Source organism: Pseudomonas sp. LP_7_YM, assembly GCF_004364435.1.
Lineage (GTDB): Bacteria > Pseudomonadota > Gammaproteobacteria > Pseudomonadales > Pseudomonadaceae > Aquipseudomonas.
On record NZ_SOCT01000001.1, the window covers coordinates 45,051 to 60,140 of the forward strand.

The following is a 15,090-nucleotide window of genomic DNA, read 5'->3' on the forward strand; positions in this document are numbered from 1 at the left end:
GAAAAAATGCACCGGCGTGAAGCGCGACGCCTTTCGATGGTGCATGCCGCCAACGCTGGAACGAGGAGCCGAGAGATGCCGGTTAGCGATTGCGAATTGACGCAGATGTTCGAACACGTACTGAAGCTGTCGAAGGTGGACACGACCCAAAGCGTTGCGGTACTCAAGAGCCATTATTCCGATGCGCGTACCGTGCGTGCCGCGATGGACGCCGCGCAGCGTCTGGGCGCCAAGGTGTATGCGGTAGAGCTGCCGTCCTTCAATCACCCTAGGGCCATGGGCAACGACATGACCGCCTATTGCGGCGACACCGCGCTGACCGGCAACCTTGCCGCACAACGCGCGCTGGAGGCTGCGGACCTGGTCATCGACACCATGATGCTGCTGCATTCGCCGGAGCAGGAGCAGATACTCAAGACCGGCACGCGGATTCTGCTGGCGGTCGAGCCGCCGGAAGTGCTGGCGCGTTTGTTGCCAACCGAGGCCGACAAAGAGCGGGTGATGGCGGCCGAGCAGGTACTCAAAGCGGCACGTTCGATCCACGTGAAGTCCCGCGCAGGCAGTGATTTTCACGCGCAACTGGGGCAGTACCCATCGGTCACCGAATACGGTTTCGCCGACGAACCGGGGCGTTGGGATCACTGGCCCAGTGGCTTTCTGTTCTCCTGGCCGAATGAGGAAACCGCCGAGGGCACATTGGTGATTGATGTCGGCGATATCGTCTTGCCGCTCAAGACCTACTCTCGCGAGCAGATTACCCTGGAAATCGAGAAGGGCTTCATCACCGGTATTCACGGCGGGTTCGAAGCCCAGTACCTGCGTGACTACATGAAGTATTTCAACGACCCGGAAGTTTATGGCATCTCCCATATAGGCTGGGGTTTGCAGCCGCGGGCACAGTGGACCGCCATGGGCCTGCACGACAAGAACGATGGCATGTGCATGGACGCCAGGGCGTTCTACGGCAACTTCCTGTTCTCCACCGGACCGAACACCGAAGTTGGCGGAACCCGCAAGACGCCGTGCCACCTGGATATCCCGCTGCGCCATTGCGACATCTACCTGGATGATCAGGCCGTGGTGCTGGGCGGGGACGTGGTGGCGCCGCAAGCCTCCAGGGCCTGAAGAGGCCCGCTACACTCAGGCTTCACCTCTGTGGGAATGAGCGTACTCACGAAGGCGGACTATCGGGCTCTGCATCTGATGTGGATGTCCTGGCCTCTTCGTGAGCACGCTCATTCCCATGGTGTTTGACACCTTCAACGAGGGACTCCCCTTAACCCGCCGCAACCGTTAATGTAGCCAGCATTCTCTACATGCCGCAGGACGAGCCATCCGTGCCCACTGATAAACCCTCCAACACGCAGGCGTCCTATACTTTTTCCGAGCAGGTCGGCCATTTGCTGCGCAAGGCTTATCAGCGTCATCTGGCGATTTTTCAGCAGAACGTCGGAGACTCCCAGCTTACGGCGGTGCAGTTCGTCACCCTCTGCGCCTTGCACGACCACGGTCCCCGTTCACAGAGCGAACTGGTCAAGGCGACGGCAGTGGACCAGGCGACCATTCGCGGTATCGTCGACCGGCTCAAGGCCCGCGACCTGATCAGCCTGGACCCCGACCCGCAGGATCGACGCAAGGTCATTTGCAGCCTGACGGACAGCGGCCTTCAATTGGTGCAGGAAACCGTGCCCCGCGCCGCGCACATCAGCGAGCTCACCCTCAGCAAGCTGAACCCGGCCGAGCGGGTGGCGGTGCTGTTTTTACTGCGCAAACTGATTGATGAGCCCGAGGAGTAGGGCGCTCACTCTGCTCCTGTGGAGGCGAATTCCATCGCGAGGCTTAGCTGCATTCGATTCCTCTCTTGAGTCTGATCCTGTTTCGCGACTACAACGGCCCCACGGTTCGATCTCCATTGCTGAGCGATCACCCTCCATTTCTGCATCCCTTTCCCACTGGCACGCTTCCTGCTCTCTTTTCATGAAGTAATCACTTCACCAAAAGACCGAGACGGTGGGTAACAGATGGGGAGCGCGCGATGAGCGAGCAGCAGGCAACGGGCGAGAAGACTGTGACGCTTAAGGTCAACGGCCAGACCTTGTCCGTCACGGCCATGGCGGATACCCCGCTGTTGTTGATCCTGCGCAACGACTTGCAGCTCAACGGCCCCAAATACGGTTGCGGCCTGGGTGAGTGCGGCGCTTGCACGGTGATCATCGACGGCGTGGCGGCGCGCGCTTGCGTATTCCCGCTGGCCGGCGCCGAAGGGCGTGCAATCACCACGCTGGAAGGCATCGGCTCGCGCGAATGCCTGCACCCGGTGCAGCAGGCATTCATCGATGAGCAGGCTGCGCAATGCGGCTACTGCATGAACGGCATGATCATGACCGCCAAGGCCCTGCTCGACCGCAACCCGCACCCCACCGAAGCGCAGATCCGCAACGAACTGTCGGCCAACCTCTGCCGCTGTGGCACCCACATCGAAATTCTTCGCGCGGTCATGCGGGCCGCCCGTCATCCGCTTTGAACGGAGCGACTCTTTTGACAGCGCCAATGACACCTCCCATGAAAAAGCCCACACCCACTCGCGACCAGTTGTTGTCCAGCGATGGCGTTCTGCTCATCGTCGATGACATCCTGCCGCCGTCCGGGCCGGTCGCCAAAGGCGGCACGCCGACGGTCAGGCCCAAGGAGCTGGGCCTGTTCATCGCCATCGATCAGGGCAACAGGGTCTACGCGTTCAACGGCCACGTGGACCTGGGCACCGGCATTCGTACCTCGCTGGCGCAGATCATTGCCGAGGAACTCGATCTGCAGATGGATCAGGTCACCATGGTCCTGGGCGACACCGAGCGAGCGCCGAACCAGGGCGCAACCATCGCCAGTGCGACCTTGCAGATATCAGCGATCCCGTTGCGCAATGCGGCTGCCGAAGCCCGCCGCTATTTACTGCAGGCTGCGGCGCAACGCTGGTCCGTCAGCGCGGAGTCGCTGGTCATCGACCGCGGGGTGATCAAGGCGCAGGACGGTCGAAGCTGTCGATTTGGCGAACTGCTGGTGGACCAACACATTGAGCTGCGGATATCCGGCGACGCACCGCTCAAACGCCTGGAAGACTACAAGCTGGTGGGAACCGTCGCCGCGCGGGTGGACATTCCGGGCAAGGCCACCGGGGAACTGACCTACGTCCACGACATGCGCCTGCCTGACATGCTCCATGGCCGAGTGATTCGTCCGCCGTATGCCGGCTACGACACCGGCGAGTTCGTGGGCACCAGTCTGCTGCAGGTTGATGAATCGTCCATCGCCCATATTCCCGGCATCGTACGGGTGGTGGTGATTCGCGATTTCATCGGCGTGGTGGCGATGCGCGAAGAACAGGCCGCCAAGGCCGCCAAGGAACTGAAGGTGACCTGGAAGCCCTGGCAGCATCAGTTGCCGGACATGAGCGATGTCGAACAGGCCATTCGCGACAACCCTAGGGTGCAGCGTGTGGTGCTGGACAAAGGTAACGTCGACGAAGCATTGGCCGCCGCCAGTGAGCGGATGACCCGCACGTATCTATGGCCTTATCAGATTCATGGCTCGATCGGACCTTCCTGCGGGCTGGCGGATTTCCGCGATGACGGCATCCAGATCTGGTCGGGGACCCAGAATCCGCACATGCTGCGCGCCGATATCGCCTGGTTGCTGGAATACCCGGAAGAAAAGATCGAAATCATCCGCATGGAGGCCGCCGGCTGTTACGGCCGCAACTGCGCTGACGATGTGTGCGCCGATGCAGTGCTGCTGTCGCGAGCGGTGGGGCGCCCGGTCCGCGTGCAACTGACTCGCGAGCAAGAGCACGCCTGGGAGCCCAAGGGCACAGCGCAATTGATGGAGGTCGATGGCGGTCTCAACGCCGAAGGTGGGGTGGCCGGTTATGACTTCACCACCAGTTACCCCTCCAATAACTCGCCAACGCTGGCCTTGCTGCTGACCGGTCGCGTCGAGCCTGTAGCGGCGATGTTCGAAATGGGCGACCGCACCTCGATCCCGCCCTACGACATCGAACACATGCGCGTGACCATCAATGACATGGCGCCGATCGTGCGCGCGTCGTGGATGCGCGGTGTGTCGGCGCTGCCCAACACCTTCGCTCACGAGTCCTACATTGACGAACTGGCGTTTGCCGCAGGCGTTGATCCGGTGGAATATCGCTTGCGCTACCTGCACGACGAGCGCGCTTCGGAGCTGGTCCGAGCAACGGCGGCCCGCGCCGAATGGTCGCCGCGCACGCAACCGATGCAGACGCCTGAGGAAGACGGCATGCTGCGCGGTCGCGGCTTTGCCTATGCACGCTATATCCACAGCAAATTTCCTGGCTTTGGCGCAGCGTGGGCGGCATGGGTGGCGGATGTCGCGGTGGACAAGCACACCGGCGATGTGTCGGTGACGCGGGTGGTGATCGGCCATGACGCAGGGATGATGGTCAATCCGGCAGGCGTCCAGCACCAGATCCACGGCAACGTCATTCAGTCCACCAGCCGTGTGCTCAAGGAACGGGTGACCTTCGAAGAGTCGACCATCGCCAGCAAGGAGTGGGGTGGTTATCCGATCCTGACCTTTGCGCAAGTGCCCAAGGTCGATGTGATGATGATGCCGCGTCAGGCCGAACCGCCGATGGGAGCAGGGGAGTCGGCGTCAGTGCCCAGTGCGGCGGCGATTGCCAACGCCGTTTATGACGCCACCGGCATTCGCTTTCGTGAGCTGCCGATCACAGCAGAGCGTGTCTTGGCGGCGCTGAAAAGCGCGGGGGAGCAGGCCAACGGCAACCCCCCTGATTCGCCGAAAGCCAAGCGCTCGAAATGGCTTTTTGGCTCATTGTTTGCGGCGTTCGGCGCGGTGTTGGGTATGGCAGCGACTGCGCTGCCCTGGCGTACCGAAATCGCGCCGATCACGCCGCCGAGTGCAGGCACCTGGTCCGCGGCGACACTGGAGCGCGGTCGGCTGCTGGCATCGGCAGGGGATTGCGCGGTGTGTCACACGGCACCGGGCGGGGTGAGCCATGCCGGTGGCCTGGCGATGCAGACCCCCTTCGGCACTTTATATAGCAGCAACATTACGCCGGACCCCGAGACCGGGATCGGCAGCTGGTCGTATCCGGCCTTCGAGCGGGCGATGCGTGACGGCATCCGTCGCGATGGCAAACATCTTTACCCGGCGTTTCCCTACACCGCGTTCCGCAATATCGACGAGGCTGACATGCAGGCGCTGTACGCCTGGTTGATGTCGCAGGCCCCGGTCAAGCAGGTCCAACCAGCCAACGACATGCAGTTCCCGTTCAACATGCGACCGTTGATGGCGGGCTGGAATACGCTGTTCCTGCGCAAGGGCGAGGTACAAGCGCAGCCACATCAGAGCGCGCAATGGAATCGCGGGCAGTACCTGGTCAATGGGCTAGGCCACTGCGCAGCCTGTCATTCGCCACGTAATCTGTTGGGCGCCGAGAAAGGCGGCGCATCGTTTCTGGCCGGCGGCATGGTCGATGGCTGGGAAGCGCCGGCGCTGAATAGCCTATCGAAATCGCCAACGCCCTGGACTGAGGATCAGTTGTTCAACTACCTGAGCACGGGCTATTCCGATGCCCACGGTGTGGCGGCAGGACCGATGGGGCCAGTGGTGTCGGAGTTGGCGAAACTGCCCAAGACCGATGTGCGGGCAATGGCGGTGTATCTGGCGTCGTTGAAGGGGTCGGCGCAGGCGGCTTCAGCATCTGCGTTGAATGCTCAAGCCAACCCTGTGCCGCAACCCAGCCTATCGGCCCAGGCGCTGAGCAATGGCCAGCGGGTGTTCGAGGGGGCCTGTCAGGGCTGCCACGCCGATGGCCTAGGGCCGAAACTGTTTGGCGTCAGCCCCTCGCTGGCGAGCAATACCAATGTGCACAGCACATTGCCGGACAACCTGATCAAGGTGATTCAGCAGGGTATCGCCAACCCGGCCACGCAGGACCTGGGCTACATGCCGGGGTTCAAGGACAGTCTTTCCGATACGCAGATCAGTGATCTGGCGACGTACCTGCGCAGCCGATTTGCACCCAATGAACCACAATGGGCGGGGTTGCAGGAGAAAGTGGCGTACCTCAAGGCAAATCCGGGGACTCACTGACAGCCACGCACTGCCAAGATTGGTTTTGCACGCGTTGGCGTGGCATAGAGAAACGGTGGGAACGATCACGCAACGATCAAACAGGGGCTTGCGGCAACACCATCATCGCGCGCACCACCAGATCCTGTATGAACGCCAGCCAGTCCTGGCGCTGGCCCTGGCCGCCCATGTCCTGGCCGAGGAACGAGGTCAATGTGTGCAGGTTGGAGTTATAGAAGTAGCAGAGCGAGGCGATCATCAGATAGACATGATTGAGGTCGACATCGTGGCGGAAAAGTCCCTGTTGCTGCCCGGCCTCGATGATCGGTCTCAGTACGCCCACCGCTTCGCCCGACAGGCGCCGCAGCTCACTGGACTGTCTGGCGTGTTTGCCCTTGTGCAGGTTCTCGATGCTCAGGATCGCAACGAATTCCGGATGGGTCACGTAGTAGTCCCAAACGAAGGCGACCAGTTGGCGCAGCGTCGCCACCGGTGTGGAAGGGTCGAGTTGCAGCCTGTTTTCGGCCTGGTTGAAGCGCTCGTAAGTGTGCTCCAGCACCTTCACGAACAGCTTCTCCTTGCTGCCGAAGTAGTAGTAGATCATCCGGTCATTGGACTCGGCTTCGGCCGAGATCTTTTCGATCCGCCCGCCCGAATAGCCGTCGCGGGTAAAGACCGTCGTTGCCGCTTTGAGAATCCGTGCACGCGTCTCTTCGGCCTGTTGCGCGCGCACCCCGGTGTTCTTGCTCATGCTGCTTAGAGAATCCGGTACAGCAGGCGTTCAACGCGCACGCGGCTGACTCGGCGCAGGAAGGTGCGCACGCCAATCGGGTATTCGCTCAGGGTATCCAGCTCGTCGAACTTGCCGACGCGTTGAGTGTTGCGCATCAGCAGATCGATTTCCTCGGCGCGCGGTGTGAGCCATTCGCCCTTGGGGTCATCGATCAGCAGCGCGTTTTCCAGGTCGAGCTGGAAGGCGCGGGGGTTGAGGTTGTTGCCGGTCAGCACGGTATAACGCTCGTCCGCCCACAGCCCCTTGAGGTGGAAAGTGTTATCGCCGTCTTTCCACAGGTGAATGTTCAGGTGATGTCGGGCAACAGCCTCTTGATGCTTCTGCATAAAGCGACGCAGGCTGATTTCATACAGATAAGGCAGCGCGGAAATGACCTTGAACGGTTCCTGCGGCGCAATGTAGAAATCATTGGCGGTCTTGTCGCCAATGATGATGTCGATTTTCACACCGCGTTTAAGTGCGCGGTTGATCTCGCGTTTGACCACCAGCGGCATGTTGAAGTACGGCGTGCACAGCGTCAGTTGATCACCGGTCGCGGCAATCAGATCGCAGAGCACCTTGCTCAACGGGTTCTTGTTGCCGATGCCCAGCAGCGGGATCACGCGCAACTTGCCGTCTTCCCGAACGCCTTCATTGACGTCGTAGCTGGCACGTTTGAGGCGCTGGCGGAACTGACGGATTTCGCCGCGAATGCTGCGCGAACTCGGCGGGGAGGGCAGGTCAAGACGATGCACGGCATCGGACGGCAGGATGTCGTCCTGTATCAGACGCTGGAACGAGTCGGCCAGTGCCGGGCTCTCCAGCAACTGGTAGCGGTCCAGACGGTACTTGCCGAGCTTGTCCAGATAGACGTTATTGATGCTGGCGCCGGTGTAGATCACGCAGTCATCGATGATGCTGCCTTTGAGGTGCAGTACCCCGAACAGCTCGCGGGTCTGCACGGGCACGCCATAGATCGGCACTTCCTGATCGTGCTCCAGATTCTGCGCCTGATACCACGCCGAGTTACCCGCCTGCTTGCCTGCGCCAATCAGCCCGCGCTGAGCGCGGAACCAGTCCACCAGCACCACCACGTCCAGCTCGGGCCTGGCGGCCTTGGCGGCGTAAAGTGCATCGAGGATTTCCTGCCCGGCTTCATCCTCTTGCAGATACAGCGCGACGATATAAATGCGCCGGGTCGCCGAAGCAATTTTTTCGAGCAATGTGCGGCGATAGTCGGCAGCGCTCGCCAGAAGGGTAATCGCCGTGCTGGACGATTCGAAACCGCGCAGCGCTGCAAGGGTAGAACGTCGGAAGGGAGCCCGCATAAGCCTCTCGATGGATCGAATCAACAGCGCAAGAGCTTACACCAGAGTGCGCCTTGTGGTGCCTTTGTCAGCAGGAACGGCGACTTGTTCAGCATATTTTCAGTAACGCCGGGGAGGCCAGCGATCATTCTGGGTGGATTTCACAGCAACGCAGAGATGCCCCCCGTGGGGGAGCGAGTTCAGCTGCGAAAGATCGACTGGACGACAAAGGTAGGTCGGCTGTACGGCAATCGCCCGGGATGAATTCGCTCCTGCAGGGTGCCAGGCGCCATGAGGCATGGCGGTGTCAGCTGCGAATCAGAAATCAATGGTTCCGGAGAACTTCACCAGTCGCGGATCGCCCTGAGTCAGGTAGCCGCCATTGGCCGAGGCCCAATAAGCCTTGTTGGCGATGTTCTCGACGTTGACCCGCAATGTGACATCCTTTTGCGCGACCTTGAAGCCATAACGAGCCCCCGCGTCGAAGCGGTTCCAGCTTGGCAGGCTGAGGGTGTTGGCCTGATTGGCGTATTGCCCGCCAGTGCGCAGAAACCGCGTATTCAGAGCAACGCCCTGCAGCCCCGGTACCTCCCAGTCGACGCTGGCGTTCATCAGGAATGTCGGCACGCCAATGGCGTGGTTGCCATCGGTGGCGCCTCCAGCAGTATTTTCCAGTTTCGACTCAAGACGCGTTGCACCGCCCAGCAGGCGCAGCCCGTCGAGCGGTTCGCCGTAGACGCTGAATTCGACGCCACGATTGACCTGCTCGCCATCGCGCACGAATAACTTGCTCGCCGCATCCGTGTAGCCATCGGTGGGTTTTTCGATACGGAACGCAGCCAGGTTGGCACCGAACGAACCCATGTCCAGCTTGATACCGGCCTCAAGCTGCTGGGTACGGCCGGGCGGAAATGATTGCCCGGCATTCAAGACGTTGCCGCTTGCTGTCGGCCCCTGAGCGAGGCCTTCGATGCGGTTGGCGTACAACGAAACCGTGTCTATCGGCTTGTAGACGATGCCGTAGACCGGCGTGGTGATCGAATCGTCGTACAGCGCGCTCCGGCTGCCGTCGCTAGTGCCATAGGCCTTCCCGCCGGAAGTGGTGCCTTCATAGGTGTAGTTTTCCACCCGCAATTGCTGACGCCGCACGCCGTAGGTCAGTAGCAGGGTGTCGTCGAACAGGCCGAAGGTGTCGGACACGGCAAGGCTGCGATTGCGGGTTTTGCCAGTGATGCCGGGGTCACCCAGATCGCCGCCGGTTAGCGTTATGCTGGTCGGTTTGCTCAGGCTCGGGGTGCTATAGATGTTGGTTGCCCGGCTGCCGAAGAATTGGTAGGCATTCTCTTGCCAGGTCCAGAGGCTCGACGCGCCAATGCTGATCTGATGGCTGATCGGGCCGGTCTGGACCTTGCCGTTCAGGCCTGCCATGACCGTGGCATTGTCTTCGTTATGCGGGATGATCGATCCAGCGAGGGTCGCCGCACCGGTTGTCGCGTTGGTCAGGGTCGGGGTTGCGTAGAGACCCGTTTCCCGCGTGTGCTTGCCACCGCCAGCCAGGTAAGCTGTCCAGCTGTCATTAAGATCCCACTCACCGCGCATCATGCCGAACGTGTCTTCGGTCTCGGTGTAGGTCCAGTCCTGACCGTAATTGTGGTTGGCATCTGGGGCATGGGGAATCCTGGTCAGCCCACTGCCCAGTTGTACTGAATTGCGCAGGTGATTGATGCGCTCTTTCTGGTAGCCAAAATCGGTAGAGAGGCGGAAAGTATCGCTCCGATAGTCCAGACCTGCCACGAACAGCTTGCTGCGCTGGTCCTGATCATTGACTGCAGTTTCACCTTCGCGCTGACTTAGGTTGACGCGCGCGCCGAAGCGATTGTCCTCCCCAAAGCGCTGCCCCAGATCCAGGTGTTCGCCGATACGTCCGTCCGTGCTGATGTCTTGGGTGTAACGGCGAATCGGTGTGTCCTGGGCGCGTTTGGGCTGCAGGTTCACGCTACCCCCAAGGCCGGTACCGGTAGGGCTGGCGCCATTGATGAAAGCGTTGGGCCCTTTGAACACTTCCACGCGCTCTATCGCGTCGACCGAAAGGATCTGTCGAGGCAGCACGCCATACAAACCGTTGTAGGAAATATCGTCGCCACTGAGGGGCAGCCCGCGTATCACGAACACCTGAGACTGATTACCGTAGCCTGCCGACTGGCGCACTGACGGATCATTGAGCAACACGTCGCCGACGTTTTCGGCCTGCTGATCCTCGATGAGCTTCGAGGTGTAACTGGTCATGGTGAACGGCACGCTCATGTTGTCCTGATTACCAAGCACCCCCATCTGGCCGCCGCGCGCGACCTGACCGCCAGCGAACTCCTCGGGCAGGTCGCCGGGAGTTTGTTTGACAGCTTGGGCATCGACGGCGGTGGCACCCAGCTCAATGGCCTGATCGGCGGCATAGGCGTTGACGCTGATCGAGCAGCACAGTGCGAGGAGGGTCGGGCGGGAAGTGAAGCGCAGAGCCATGGGAGGTGATCCTGAAAGCGCGTGTCGTGGTTGAGCCTCCTTGGCGATGGGGAAATATCTGGATGCGAATGCTATCAGGAAGTGATTGCGAATTGTTATCACTTGCGGCGAATATTTTTACATTTTTTTCACATCAGGTTCAGCCCCGCTTTAGGGCTGAACCTGCAGGAGTGCGCCTGCCCGCGATGGTATTGAGCTAAGTAGTACCGGGTGGCAGCCGGCGACGTTGTCCAGACCAGACTCTCGCCTGCACGGGAATCGACGTTGACTACACTTTCAATACCAACTTCCCGTGGTTCTCGCCTTTGAATAGCATCTGCAAGGTTTCCGGGAAGGTCTCCAGGCCATCGACGATATGCTCCTTGCTCTTGAGCGTGCCTTGCGCAAGCCAGCCGGCCAATTCAGCGCCCGCCCTGGCGAAATTCGCGGCATGGTCCATGACCACGAAGCCTTCCATGCGGGCTCGGTTGACCAGCAGCGACAGATAGTTGGCTGGCCCCTTGATGGCTTCCTTGCTGTTGTACTGGCTGATGGCACCGCAGATCACCACCCGCGCCTTGGGTGCCAGACGCGTGAGCACGGCATCGAGAATGTCGCCGCCCACGTTATCGAAAAACACGTCCACGCCTTTCGGGCATTCGCGTTTCAGGGCTTGGTGGATATCCTCGTTTTTGTAGTCGATGGCGCCGTCAAAGCCGAAGGCCTCGATCAGCATCCGGCATTTCTCCTTGCCTCCGGCGATGCCGATCACGCGGCAGCCTTTGATCTTCGCAATCTGCCCGGCAACGCTGCCCACCGCGCCGGCTGCGCCAGAAATGACCACGGTATCGCCTGCGGTCGGCTGACCGACCTCCAGCAGGGCGAAATACGCTGACATGCCAGTCATGCCCAATGCCGCCAGATACACCGGCAGCGGCAGCAACGTTGGATCGACCTTGTGCAAGCCCTTGGGCTCACCGACAAAATAATCCTGCACCCCGAGCACACCATGGACATAGTCACCAACTTCGAATGCTGGGCTCTGCGATTCGATGACTTTACCCACGCCCAATGCACGCATGACCTCACCCAGGGCTACCGGCGCTATGTAGGATTTGCCCTCGTTCATCCAGCCGCGCATGGCCGGATCAAGGGACAGGTATTCGTTTTTCACCACGATCTGCCCGGGCGCAGGCTCGGCAACCGGCACGGTCTGGAAGGTGAAGTCTTCGCGATTGGCCGGACCTGTCGGGCGTCGGGCCAGAAGGAATTGGCGATTGTTCAGCGCAGTCATGGCAGGTTCCCTGATTGAAAAGACAAACGCCAGTGATAGCCCGGCAGCGCTGCACTCGCAAGCAAAGCCTTTGCAGCGAATGCGCGCCGATCCATTGCGCTGATGCGCCAGCCGCTTCATATCACCGCAATGCATGACCGCGTAACCGGGGCTTTGATAGTGCTGACTCGCTCAGGGCTGGCGTGACTAAACTGCCTCGCAATCAGCCGCAGGGCTTCCCTATAAAAGCACAAGACAGGATAACTTCATGAGCATGACCTTTTCCGGACAGGTTGCCCTGGTGACGGGCGCCGCAGCAGGTATCGGGCGCGCAACAGCGCTGGCGTTTGCCGCCCAGGGCCTGAAGGTGGTGGCGATGGATGTGGACTGCGACGGCGGGGAAGGGACAGTTGAGCTGATCCGTCAGGCTGGCGGCGAGGCACTGTTCCTGCGCTGCGACGTCACCCGAGAGGCTGACGTGCAGCAGATGACGAACAAGGCTGTGGAAGCATTCGGTCGAATCGACTACGCGTTCAACAACGCCGGCATCGAGATCGAAAAGGGACGTCTGGCCGAGGGCTGCGAGGCCGAGTTCGACGCGATCATGGGCGTTAACGTCAAGGGCGTCTGGCTGTGCATGAAGTATCAGTTGCCGGTGATGCTGGCGCAGGGCGGCGGCGCGATCGTCAACACTGCGTCGGTGGCGGGACTGGGTGCCGCGCCGAAGATGAGCATTTACGCAGCCTCCAAGCATGCGGTGATCGGCCTGACCAAATCCGCCGCCATCGAATACGCCAAGAAACACATCCGGGTCAACGCGGTGTGCCCTGCGGTGATCGACACCGATATGTTCCGCCGCGCCCATGAAGCCGACCCGCGTAAAGCCGAGTTTGCCACGACCATGCACCCGGTGGGTCGCATCGGCAAGGTTGAGGAAGTCGCCAGTGCCGTTTTGTACCTGTGCAGCGATGGCGCCGCGTTCACCACGGGCCATTCGCTGGCCGTCGATGGTGGCGTGACGGCGTTCTGACTGGATGAGACTGCCTGCACAGGCTCAGCAAGGGCCGCCCGATATGCATCGCGGCCCGACGCTGGATTCAGGGCTGCGAGTGCTCTACATTGGACATTCATTTGAAAACCAGCCGAGTCGTAGAAATGTCTGTGTCCCGTCCGATCCTCAACCCCTGTGCCCTGCGTGCCGGCGATGCCGTTGCTCTGGTATCGCCTGCCGGCCCCGTGGCCGCAGCGAGAGTTGAAGCGGCGGTGCGCGAGCTATCTTCCTGGGGAGTGCGCCCCAAGGTCTATCCCCACGCCCTTGATGTCGAACACTTTCTGGCCGGCAGCGACGCCAACCGCGCTGCGGATTTGAACGATGCGCTGGCCGATTCCGACATTCGCGCAGTGCTGTGTACCCGCGGCGGGTACGGCGTGCAGAGAATCCTCGAACATCTCGACTACGCTGCCGTGCGCCGTGACCCGAAGCTGGTAGTAGGGTTTTCTGACATCACTGCCTTGCACGCTGCGTTGTGGGTCAATGCCGGGCTGGTCACGGTGCATGGCCCGGTCGCCGCACAACTGGAGCGCGGCGGCCTGTTCGCCAGCACCCTCAGGCATGCGCTGATGAGCACTGAAACGCTGGTGCTGGAGGCTGATCCTGACGAACCTACCTTCAGCGTACGCACGGGCGGCGTCGCTCACGGCACCTTGCTCGGCGGCAATCTCAGCATCCTCAGCACCTGTGTTGGCACGCCATTCATGCCCGACCTCAATGGCGCGATTCTACTGATCGAAGATGTGGGCGAAATGGCCTATCGCGTCGACCGTTTGCTGACCCATCTGGGCAACTGCGGTTTGCTCCGCTGCCTGGCGGGCGTTGCCATCGGGCAATTCAGCGAGCCCGGGCATGGCAATAACCCTATCAAACCCCCTGCGGTGTTGACCGAACGTCTTGGTCATCTGGGCATACCGGTATTGGGTGGGCTATCGATCGGGCATGGCGATCGCAATCTGGCGGTGGCACTGGGTAGCCGCGCGACTCTCGATGCCAATACCGGCACGCTCACGGTAAGCGCTGCAGCCCGTTGATGGCCTCAAGCTACGAGCGTTACCGGCGCACTGGCTGCCTGGTTTCGCTCCGTCATGGCGCGTTACTTTCCGTCCCATCGCCCCTTTGATCAGCGCTTGGCTTGCGTCTGTTTGCAGAATGAATGTTCCAGTTTTGCTGGCGAGTGTTCTGAAAACGACGCTGGCGTAGCTATTTGCCATCACTGCCGCGTCAAACGCTTGTTTTGTCCCTGATCCCTCGTAAATCTGCACGAAAATTGAATGGCCATTCTGAACATGGCCTCTTTATGTGTGCCTTCGAGTTGTGCATTGGGGACTGAACATCATGATTTCGGCCGTACAAGCGCGTTTTGCCAATCTCGGGATGGCAAAGAAACTGGGTATCGGGTTCGTCCTCGTTCTGCTGCTCACGGCGCTGGTTGCTGTGATCGGCGTCTGGTCGCTGCGTTTGATCAGCGCGCATTTCGACAGCCTGAAAGAAATGACCGCTCTCAATACCGGCCTCAATCGCGTACGTCTGCTGGAGCAGGATTATGCATTGCACGGCGATCCCAAGATCGTCGACCCATTGCATGCCGGTCTCGACCGGTTGAGCGCTCAGGCTGAACAACTCAAGGCCAGTTCCGCCGTCAACCTGAACCTCATGAGCCAGGTCCAGCACGCGCTGGCTGCCTACCGCAAATCTTTCGATGAGTTCGTCAGCATCAGCCAGAGTAAGGATCTGGCCCTGGAAATGGCCAGTTGGTCGGTGTCCAGCGTGGCCAACAACCTCGATGTGTTGCAAGCCGGGCTCGCCGACGACGGTGCCTACACCCTCAAGGACTCCCAAGGTCAGCAAGGATCGGAATTCATTGAGCAATCGGGCCAGGTCAGTCAGGTCTCCAGGTTGATGATGCAGGCCATGGACGAGGCGCGTGAGCGTCTGGACAAAAGCCGCAAGCCGGGCTCGGGTGAGGAGCCGAAGACCGGCAAGATCGAGCAGGCCGTGCAGGCGCAGGAGCTGGCCGAGCAGATCAAGGGCGTGATCAAGGATCCCGGCTATCTCACCGTGCTGA

General features: G+C 60.7%; 10 protein-coding genes. 6 read left to right on the plus strand and 4 right to left on the minus strand.

Features of this window, described 5'->3' with window-relative positions; translation table 11 throughout:
• Positions 1 to 75 precede the first annotated feature (75 nt).
• From EC915_RS00245 to EC915_RS00260, 4 genes are all read left to right on the plus strand, one after another.
• Complete coding sequence (locus EC915_RS00245) at positions 76 to 1,125, plus strand: 2,5-dihydroxypyridine 5,6-dioxygenase (protein ID WP_133748527.1); 1,050 nt, start codon at positions 76 to 78, stop codon at positions 1,123 to 1,125.
• A gap of 212 nt (positions 1,126 to 1,337) precedes the next feature.
• Positions 1,338 to 1,796: a MarR family winged helix-turn-helix transcriptional regulator gene (locus EC915_RS00250; protein ID WP_305955369.1), complete on the plus strand. Its 459-nt coding sequence runs from the start codon at positions 1,338 to 1,340 to the stop codon at positions 1,794 to 1,796.
• Between the two features lie 239 nt (positions 1,797 to 2,035).
• Positions 2,036 to 2,524 (plus strand): (2Fe-2S)-binding protein, encoded by a 489-nt coding sequence (locus tag EC915_RS00255; RefSeq protein WP_133748529.1) that lies wholly within the window; start codon positions 2,036 to 2,038, stop codon positions 2,522 to 2,524.
• Positions 2,525 to 2,562: 38 nt separating this feature from the next.
• The gene (locus EC915_RS00260; RefSeq protein ID WP_133748530.1) at positions 2,563 to 6,144 is read left to right on the plus strand and encodes a molybdopterin cofactor-binding domain-containing protein; all 3,582 of its coding nucleotides are present in this window, start codon (positions 2,563 to 2,565) and stop codon (positions 6,142 to 6,144) included.
• 76 nt (positions 6,145 to 6,220) lie between these two features.
• Here the strand turns inward: EC915_RS00260 and EC915_RS00265 are convergent, their stop codons facing one another.
• The 4 genes from EC915_RS00265 to EC915_RS00280 form a co-directional block, all read right to left on the minus strand.
• Positions 6,221 to 6,874 carry a TetR/AcrR family transcriptional regulator gene (locus tag EC915_RS00265; RefSeq protein WP_133748531.1) on the minus strand — a complete coding sequence of 218 codons (654 nt, stop codon included), beginning with the start codon at positions 6,872 to 6,874 and terminating at the stop codon, positions 6,221 to 6,223.
• A gap of 5 nt (positions 6,875 to 6,879) precedes the next feature.
• Positions 6,880 to 8,223: a CDP-diacylglycerol--serine O-phosphatidyltransferase gene (gene pssA, locus EC915_RS00270; RefSeq protein WP_133748532.1), complete on the minus strand. Its 1,344-nt coding sequence runs from the start codon at positions 8,221 to 8,223 to the stop codon at positions 6,880 to 6,882.
• Positions 8,224 to 8,520: 297 nt separating this feature from the next.
• Positions 8,521 to 10,719: a TonB-dependent siderophore receptor gene (locus tag EC915_RS00275; protein WP_133748533.1), complete on the minus strand. Its 2,199-nt coding sequence runs from the start codon at positions 10,717 to 10,719 to the stop codon at positions 8,521 to 8,523.
• 268 nt (positions 10,720 to 10,987) lie between these two features.
• Positions 10,988 to 11,992, minus strand: coding sequence for an NADP-dependent oxidoreductase (locus EC915_RS00280; protein WP_133748534.1), 1,005 nt, complete (start codon positions 11,990 to 11,992; stop codon positions 10,988 to 10,990).
• 247 nt (positions 11,993 to 12,239) lie between these two features.
• Between EC915_RS00280 and EC915_RS00285 the strand changes: the two genes are divergently transcribed.
• Together EC915_RS00285 and EC915_RS00290 are read left to right on the plus strand one after the other, a co-directional pair.
• Entirely contained in the window at positions 12,240 to 13,001 is a 762-nt protein-coding gene (locus tag EC915_RS00285; protein ID WP_133748535.1) for an SDR family oxidoreductase, read from the plus strand.
• A gap of 125 nt (positions 13,002 to 13,126) precedes the next feature.
• Positions 13,127 to 14,056 (plus strand): LD-carboxypeptidase, encoded by a 930-nt coding sequence (locus EC915_RS00290; RefSeq protein WP_133748536.1) that lies wholly within the window; start codon positions 13,127 to 13,129, stop codon positions 14,054 to 14,056.
• Positions 14,057 to 15,090: the final 1,034 nt, after the last annotated feature.

What these genes read in the sequence shown, in the direction of transcription:
- EC915_RS00275 (WP_133748533.1), bottom strand. Translation starts at nt 10,719, where the DNA reads ATGGCTCTGCGCTTCACTTCCCGCCCGACCCTCCTCGCACTGTGCTGC.
- EC915_RS00265 (WP_133748531.1), bottom strand. Translation starts at nt 6,874, where the DNA reads ATGAGCAAGAACACCGGGGTGCGCGCGCAACAGGCCGAAGAGACGCGT.
- EC915_RS00245 (WP_133748527.1), top strand. Translation starts at nt 76, where the DNA reads ATGCCGGTTAGCGATTGCGAATTGACGCAGATGTTCGAACACGTACTG.
- EC915_RS00285 (WP_133748535.1), top strand. Translation starts at nt 12,240, where the DNA reads ATGAGCATGACCTTTTCCGGACAGGTTGCCCTGGTGACGGGCGCCGCA.
- EC915_RS00290 (WP_133748536.1), top strand. Translation starts at nt 13,127, where the DNA reads ATGTCTGTGTCCCGTCCGATCCTCAACCCCTGTGCCCTGCGTGCCGGC.
- EC915_RS00260 (WP_133748530.1), top strand. Translation starts at nt 2,563, where the DNA reads ATGAAAAAGCCCACACCCACTCGCGACCAGTTGTTGTCCAGCGATGGC.
- EC915_RS00255 (WP_133748529.1), top strand. Translation starts at nt 2,036, where the DNA reads ATGAGCGAGCAGCAGGCAACGGGCGAGAAGACTGTGACGCTTAAGGTC.
- EC915_RS00280 (WP_133748534.1), bottom strand. Translation starts at nt 11,992, where the DNA reads ATGACTGCGCTGAACAATCGCCAATTCCTTCTGGCCCGACGCCCGACA.
- pssA (WP_133748532.1), bottom strand. Translation starts at nt 8,223, where the DNA reads ATGCGGGCTCCCTTCCGACGTTCTACCCTTGCAGCGCTGCGCGGTTTC.